This window comes from Saccharopolyspora terrae (genome assembly GCF_004348435.1).
Classification (GTDB): domain Bacteria; phylum Actinomycetota; class Actinomycetes; order Mycobacteriales; family Pseudonocardiaceae; genus Saccharopolyspora; species Saccharopolyspora endophytica.
The window spans coordinates 74,337-81,009 of the sequence record NZ_SMKS01000024.1; the positions used below are offsets into that span (position 1 = coordinate 74,337).

General features: G+C 66.9%; 6 protein-coding genes. 1 reads left to right on the plus strand and 5 read right to left on the minus strand.

Features of this window, described 5'->3' with window-relative positions; translation table 11 throughout:
* Positions 1-62 precede the first annotated feature (62 nt).
* The 5 genes from E1181_RS32780 to E1181_RS15655 form a co-directional block, all read right to left on the minus strand.
* The gene (locus E1181_RS32780; RefSeq protein ID WP_132675432.1) at positions 63-1,973 is read right to left on the minus strand and encodes an amidohydrolase; all 1,911 of its coding nucleotides are present in this window, start codon (positions 1,971-1,973) and stop codon (positions 63-65) included.
* 45 nt (positions 1,974-2,018) lie between these two features.
* A complete protein-coding gene (locus tag E1181_RS15640; protein ID WP_132675434.1) occupies positions 2,019-3,530 on the minus strand; it encodes an acetyl-CoA hydrolase/transferase family protein in 1,512 nt (503 codons plus the stop codon).
* A gap of 621 nt (positions 3,531-4,151) precedes the next feature.
* The gene (locus tag E1181_RS15645; protein ID WP_132675436.1) at positions 4,152-4,412 is read right to left on the minus strand and encodes a hypothetical protein; all 261 of its coding nucleotides are present in this window, start codon (positions 4,410-4,412) and stop codon (positions 4,152-4,154) included.
* Positions 4,413-4,459: 47 nt separating this feature from the next.
* The gene (locus E1181_RS15650; RefSeq protein ID WP_132675438.1) at positions 4,460-5,029 is read right to left on the minus strand and encodes a hypothetical protein; all 570 of its coding nucleotides are present in this window, start codon (positions 5,027-5,029) and stop codon (positions 4,460-4,462) included.
* Between the two features lie 128 nt (positions 5,030-5,157).
* Positions 5,158-5,301, minus strand: coding sequence for a DUF397 domain-containing protein (locus tag E1181_RS15655; protein WP_235876799.1), 144 nt, complete (start codon positions 5,299-5,301; stop codon positions 5,158-5,160).
* 667 nt (positions 5,302-5,968) lie between these two features.
* On the opposite strand from E1181_RS15655, the gene E1181_RS15660 reads away from it, so the two are divergent.
* Entirely contained in the window at positions 5,969-6,586 is a 618-nt protein-coding gene (locus tag E1181_RS15660) for a hypothetical protein (protein ID WP_132675440.1), read from the plus strand.
* Positions 6,587-6,673: the final 87 nt, after the last annotated feature.

Below are 6,673 nucleotides of genomic sequence, written 5' to 3' on the forward strand. Positions count from 1 at the left end.
CGACCTTCGGTGCGGACGCAGCGGTGAACAGTGCGCCCCGTTCGAGTGAGCAAGGTCGCCGGTCAGAGCCAGGCGAGAGCGGCCACGACGAGAGCCTGGGTGCCCGTGCTCAACGTCGGTTGGATCACGGGCGCGAAGGTGGGCGAGTGGTTCGCCGGGACCTCCTGGGGCCCGCGTTCGAACAGATCGGGATCGATGCCGCCGATGCCCCAGTAGGTGTAGGGGATGTCGAAGGCGGTGGCCAGGTCGCTGAAGTCCTCGCTGGCGGCCCACTGGCCGAGCGGCCCGGCGCGGTCCCCGAAGTGGCCGGCGAACGCTTCGGCGACCCTGCCGGTCGACGAGGCGTCGTTGTCGGTGACCGGGAAGCGCTCGAACAGCTCGAATTCGGGCTCGCGGGGCGACTTCGAGGCCTGGCACTCGGCGGTGACGATGCGTTCGATCGCGTCGAGCACGTCCGCGCGGGCCCGCTCGCTGTAGGTGCGGATGTTGAGCAGGATCTCCGCCCGGTCGGGGATGATGTTGCTCTTGGTGCCCGCGCGGACGCTGCCGACGGTGAGCACGGTCGGCTCACCGGGCGCGATCTCGCGGGCGACGACCGTCTGCAGCCGCACGACGATCATCGAGGCCAGCACGACGGGGTCGATCGCCGACTGCGGCATCGACCCGTGAGCACCGCGCCCGTGCACGGTGATCCGCATGCTGTCGGCCGCGGCGAGCGTCGGGCCCGCGTTGGTGGCCACGGTCCCGGCCGGCATCGGCAGCACGTGCTGGGCCAGCGCCACATCAGGCCGGGGGATGAGCGCGCGGAGACCGTCGTCGACCATGCCCCGGGCGCCGTCGGCGACCTCCTCGGCGGGCTGGAACAGCACGACCAGGGTGCCGTTCCACTGCCCGGTGGCCGAGGCCATCAGCTGCGCGGCCCCGAGCAGGCAGGCCACGTGCACGTCGTGGCCGCACGCGTGCATCACCGGTTCGCCGTCAGCGGTGGCGGTGCTCGCGTAGGGCAGGCCGGTCGCCTCCCGCACCGGCAGGGCGTCCATGTCGGCCCGCAGCAGGACCGTGGGCCCGTCACCGTTGGCCAGCACCCCGACGACGCCGGTGCCGCCGACCTTCTCGTGCACCTGGTAGTCAAGTTCCCGGAGTCGTTCGGCGACCAGCGATGCCGTCCGGGTCTCCTGGTGGGACAGCTCCGGGTGCGCGTGCAGATCCCGGTAGAAGTCCTCCTGCCAGGACAGCGCGGTGTCCAGATCGGCGAGCACCGCGGAGGCTCGTGACGTGTCCATGCTGGTCTCGCCCCTGGTCGTGCGCGCGGAACCTCGGCCAGGATGCGCCACCGCGGGTCGGCCCGCACCGTCGCGCCGCGGTGTGCTGGGCACCCGCAGGCTGTACCGGACCCCGAGCATCCGGATGGTGAAGCACACCGCCGCGGCCACGAGCGCGCTCGCGATCCCGTAGATCCCCAGGTTCACGGCGAACACCGTCAGCGCGGCACCCACCAGCGCCGGAACGGCGTAGAAGTCGCTGGTCAGCACCGACGGGACCCGCTTGATCGCCACGTCGCGCAGCGTCCCGCCGCCGACGGCGGTGAGCGCCCCCAGCAGCACGGCCTGCACCCCGCCGAGCCCGTACGCCAGCGCCTTGCTGGCACCGGTCACGCAGAACACGCCGAGACCGACCGCGTCGAAGATCGTGATCAGCTTCGCGAACCGCTCCAGCTCCACGCTGATGAAGAACGCCACGAGCGCCCCACCAGCGGCGACGCCCAGGTAGAGCACGTCGTTGAAGGTCGCGGGCGGCAGCGACCCGATCAGGATGTCCCGCAGGATGCCGCCGCCGAGCGCGGTCATCATGCCCAGCGTGAGCACCCCGACCAGGTCCAGCCGCACCATCCGCACGGCGGTGAGCGCACCGTTGAGACCGAACGCGAACGTCCCCGTCAGATCCAGCGCGAGCAGCAACGGCGGTTGAGACATGACCACAGTCTGACCCCGACCCCCACCCCACACGCAGGTGGACGCTCAACCGCGCATCGACCCGTGCTGGACGTAGCGGTGGTGCCAGGAGAGGGATTCGTCGAGCAGGTGCGGGGTGTGCAGGCCGAACGACGAGTGCTGCGCCCGCTGGAAGTAGTCGTGCAGCAGCGGTCGGAAGTCGGGGTGCGCGCAGCGGTCGATGATGCGTTCCGCCCGCTTCTTCGGCGACAGGCCGCGCAGGTCGGCCAGGCCCTGCTCGGTCACGACGACGTCCACGTCGTGCTCGGTGTGGTCGACGTGCGAGACCATCGGCACGATCGCCGAGACGTCGCCGTTCTTGGCCTGCGACGGAGTCACGAAGATCGACACGTAGGCGTTGCGCGCGAAATCGCCTGAGCCGCCGATGCCGTTCTGGATGCGGCTGCCCATCAGGTGCGTGGAGTTGATGTTTCCGTAGATGTCGGCCTCCACGATCCCGTTCATCGCCAGGCAGCCGAGCCGGCGCACCACCTCGGGGTGGTTGCTGATCTCCTGCGGCCGCAGCACGATCTTGTCCCGGTAGGCGGCGGTGTCCCGGTTGAACCGGTCGACCGCGGTCGGGCTCAGCGAGAACGCCGTCGCGGAGGCCATCTGGAGCTTGCCGGACTCGATGAGCTGCAACATGCCGTCCTGGATGACCTCGGTGTAAGCCGTCAGCCCGTCGAACGGGCCGGCTCCGAGACCGGCGAGGACCGCGTTGGCGACGTTGCCCACCCCGGACTGCAACGGCAGCAGCTCCCGGGGCAACCGGCCGCTGCGCACCTCCAGCTCAAGGAAGTCCAGGACGTGCCCGGCGATCTGCTCGGAGGTGCGGTCGGGAGGTGTGAAAGCCGCGTTGCGGTCGGGTGATTCGGTCTCCACGACCGCGATCACCTTGTCCGCCGGGCACTCCAGGTGCGGCACGCCGATCCGGTCGGCCGGGTGGGTGATCGGGATGGGCTTGCGGTGGGGCGGGAGAGCGGTCCCGTAGTAGATGTCGTGCATGCCGTCGAGGTGCTCGCTCTGCCACGAGTTCACCTCCAGGATCACCCGATCAGCCTGCTCCAGCCAGGTCTTGTTGTTGCCCACCGACGATGACGGGATCAACCGGCCGTCCGGGGTGATGCCGCTGACCTCGATGACGGCCACGTCCAGCTCGCCGTAGATGCCCTGCCACACCCGCTGCGCCACGTGCGAGAGGTGGATGTCGGTGTAGTCGAGCCGACCGGCGTTGATCTTCGCCCGGCTCACCGGGTCCGACTGGTACGGCAGCCGGAGGTCGATCCCCTCCACCTCGGCCAGCGCCCCGTCGAGCTCCGGAGCGGTCGAAGCCCCGGTCCACAACCCGACCTTCATCGGCAGCCCCTGCTCGTGGGAGGTCGCGACCCGCTTCGCCAGCGCTCCCGGCACCTCCTTCGGATACCCGGCACCGGTGAACCCGCTCATGCCCACGTTCTCGCCGGGTTCGATCATCCCGGCGGCCTCCTCGGCCGAGACGATCTTCGAGGCGAACTGCCGATTCCGAATCCTGCCGGTCATCCACGACCTCCCGCTCAACGTTGAGACGCGCAGCGCCATCTCGGGCCAAGGGCGCTTGTTGTGACGCGGATCCTAAGCACGAGACCGAGCTGAACCGGCTGTGACGCGGGGCACCATCCGTTCCCTGCGGTGGCCCTCACCAGGCAAGACGTGGCGGCGACGGCTTCACGCGACCGATTCGGCGTCGTTCGCTCAGCGACACCGGCGGTCGCACAGCGAACTCAACCGGCGCGCCTCCGGAGCGCGAGCACCGTGGTCACCGCGAGGACGACCACCCCCACCGCCAACGCAACCGACCCCACCGCGTTCACCACGAACAACACCCCGAGCAAACATCCCCACCAGGAACAGGGCGCTCAACGCCCGCCAGACCCCCAACGCCCGGCCACTCGCAACCGAAGACGAACGTTCATCCGACATCTCCACACCTGTCTCCCCGAACGGCGGCGCGCACCCCCAGTCCAACACCCCACACACCCCCGCGCAGGTCAGCCGGGCGAGGAGTCGGGAACCGCCCATCTACCGAACAACAGGCCATCGAGGAGTCCTGCCAGGGGCGAAGAACCTGCCCACGACGCCTCCCGCACATCGGATGGCGACGAAGATCTGAGCCATCGGCGCTCACGCGAAAGCGGCGCTAATGGCCCCGGCAGCAGTGAAGATCAAGGCCAGCGCGAGGAGCAGCCAACCGGCCTTGGCCAGTTGCCGTCGCGGGCCGGCTCGGGGAGTCGAGCGGTCGTGGTAGTTGAGGGACTCGAAGCGGAGCACGCACCCCAGGGCCGCGAGCCAGAGCGCAGCCGCCCCCAGGAACACCCAGTGCGAGAAAACGCCGGCGATCAGGAATCCAGCGCAGATCGGCGCGAACGTCGCGATCCAACCCACCCGAGTACAGCGGTGGAGAGACGAGCTCGGTGCCATCGGGAGTCGCATCAGCCGGTTCGTTCCTGCGGGTGCTCGGGAATCTCCTCCCGCTGCCCGACCTCGTCGATCCTGGTGCTGAGCTCGGCATACGGCACGTGGGTGAAGCCGAACGCTTCCAGTCGCGAGTCGCGGATGCTGCTCTGGTCCACCTCGATGAGCCTGGAGCGGGGCACCACGCGGAACCTCCACTGGTCGGGGTTGAACACGTCGTAGAGATCGGGGTCGGTCTCCGCGTGCACCATGAACACGTACACCCTGGCGCGGAACTCAGGCGGGCCGGGCAAGTAGGTCGCGCCACCCGGAGCCAGACGTTGGCCGCGCAGACGGGTGCAGGCGATTGCGGGCGCCTTGCCCTGCGGGGATTCCCACGCCTGCAGGAGGGCGCTGGACTTCACCTCGACCGTGACGCCACTGGCGGTCTTGACGTCGTAGTCGTCCCACTCGTTGCGCGGTTCCTTGAGATCAGCGCCGGTAGCCGTCGCGACCAGCCATTTCGCGACGATCCCAGGGGTCGCGTTGCTGCGGAGCGGAAGTGCCCACTTCGCGAACCGCGCGAACTCCTGATCAGTGGCCGGCACGAGTTGTCCCTTCGTCCAAGCAGAAGCGCCCCGTTTTCTTACCAAGACGAAGGCCACGACGGAGGGCTTTTCCACAGATCGCCGGACTTCACCCGGGTTGAGAACGCAGCGAAGGCGCCCGGCTCGGGTCACCCGCCCTGCTTGGTATCACGGACGGCGCGACCGGAGTCGGCGAAGCCGACCTCGACGCCGTCACCCCCTTCGGGGCGGACCGGGCTCGACTTGCGCCAGATCGGTAGGCGTTTTCGTGCATAGGGGGATTTCTTCTTCACGGTGCCGCTGCTTCTTTCAGCATCTCGCGTGACTCAATTGGGCCTCGTGGAATCCACCACTCCGTGGCCAACGGCGCCGTCACTGACGAGTCAGCTTTGTGTTCGCCTCCTGCAGGATTATCGCCGCTCGGCGGCCGGTTCGTCTGGTGCATTCGTGAATGAAGATTTTCGGGAAGTGGACACCGATGTTCGCTTGACATGAATTGCGTGTGATGTGCACGTCTACGGTGAGTTACTTGTCTCCAGCATTCGTGGCATCCGGGTTCGAACTGCTGCTCGCCGACTTGGCGGTACCGGGGTTTGCGGAGTCGGCGCCATGCTCGGCTGGGAGGTGCTAATGCGGACACAGCATTATCCCAACTGCGAGAATGCTACGAGTCGCACCTGCAGGTGTCGATGGTGCTCGGGAACAAGGCACGGCTGGGAAGGTGCGCTCAGACTGGCGACTTCTGAGGATCCAGCGGATCTGAAGGTCGCCAGAGATCGAGCGGAAGTGGATTGGTCCCGGGAGCAGAAGAAGCATCTGGAAAAGAAGGAGAAGCAGGCGAACCCGCGAACTACGTTCGCGCACAAGGCAGCTGCGGTCGGCATCTGCTTGGTTGAGGTCATCTCCCTGTTGCGGAGCTGGTCGTTCAGGTCGCGTACGGCTTCATCTGGGGAGTCTGGAGTGGATTCGTCGATTCGCACTCCACCTGATGGTGGTGCACGAATTGCTCCAGAGTCCTCTGAGTCCGATGCTTTCTCGTCAGCGGTGCAGCCGGGAAATGACGACACGATCGAGGGTCCATCAGAGCGGCCCGACGCCGAGCAGGTCGAGCACATTGGACGCATCCTGCGCCTCAGCTTGAAAGAAGTCGAGAGAAACTGCCCTCACCTGATGTCGCCGGACGTGCGCCAAGCAATGGCGGACCATTTTTGGTGCGAGATGCTCGCGCAGCTTGCTTTTGAGATGGATAAGGGAATTTCCGCTGTCGAAACCATCCCAGATCGTGTTGCGGACATCGTGGTGCAGCACAGGAAAGATGATGCAAGAAGAGTAGTCCCAGACGCGGTGGTTCGAGCAGCCGTGGCGGCGGTGTGGAGGCGAATCCAGCGCTTCTCTGCGTTTGGAGTATTGGCGAAGGGGAAAGTTCTGGTTCTAGCTGTCAGGATCCTGGCGATATTTGTGTGCAAGCAGCCTGAGCGGCATCAGGCGGTTGTTCAGCACTGCATTGATCCACTGAGGTCTTTTCATCCTGATCGGGCCGTGTTGGGGCGTAAGGATTTCCGGATTCGGTGGGGATGAACTTGGAGCGGGGCGGCGCTGGGCATGGTGAGGCCCCTGGTAGAAGGGTTGTCGACCAAGATCAACCGATACCACCAAAGGCCTCAG

Bases quoted from the DNA above. Each gene is read 5' to 3' on its own strand.
- E1181_RS32780 (WP_132675432.1), bottom strand. From the start codon at position 1,973: ATGTCTCAACCGCCGTTGCTGCTCGCGCTGGATCTGACGGGGACGTTC.
- E1181_RS15640 (WP_132675434.1), bottom strand. From the start codon at position 3,530: ATGACCGGCAGGATTCGGAATCGGCAGTTCGCCTCGAAGATCGTCTCG.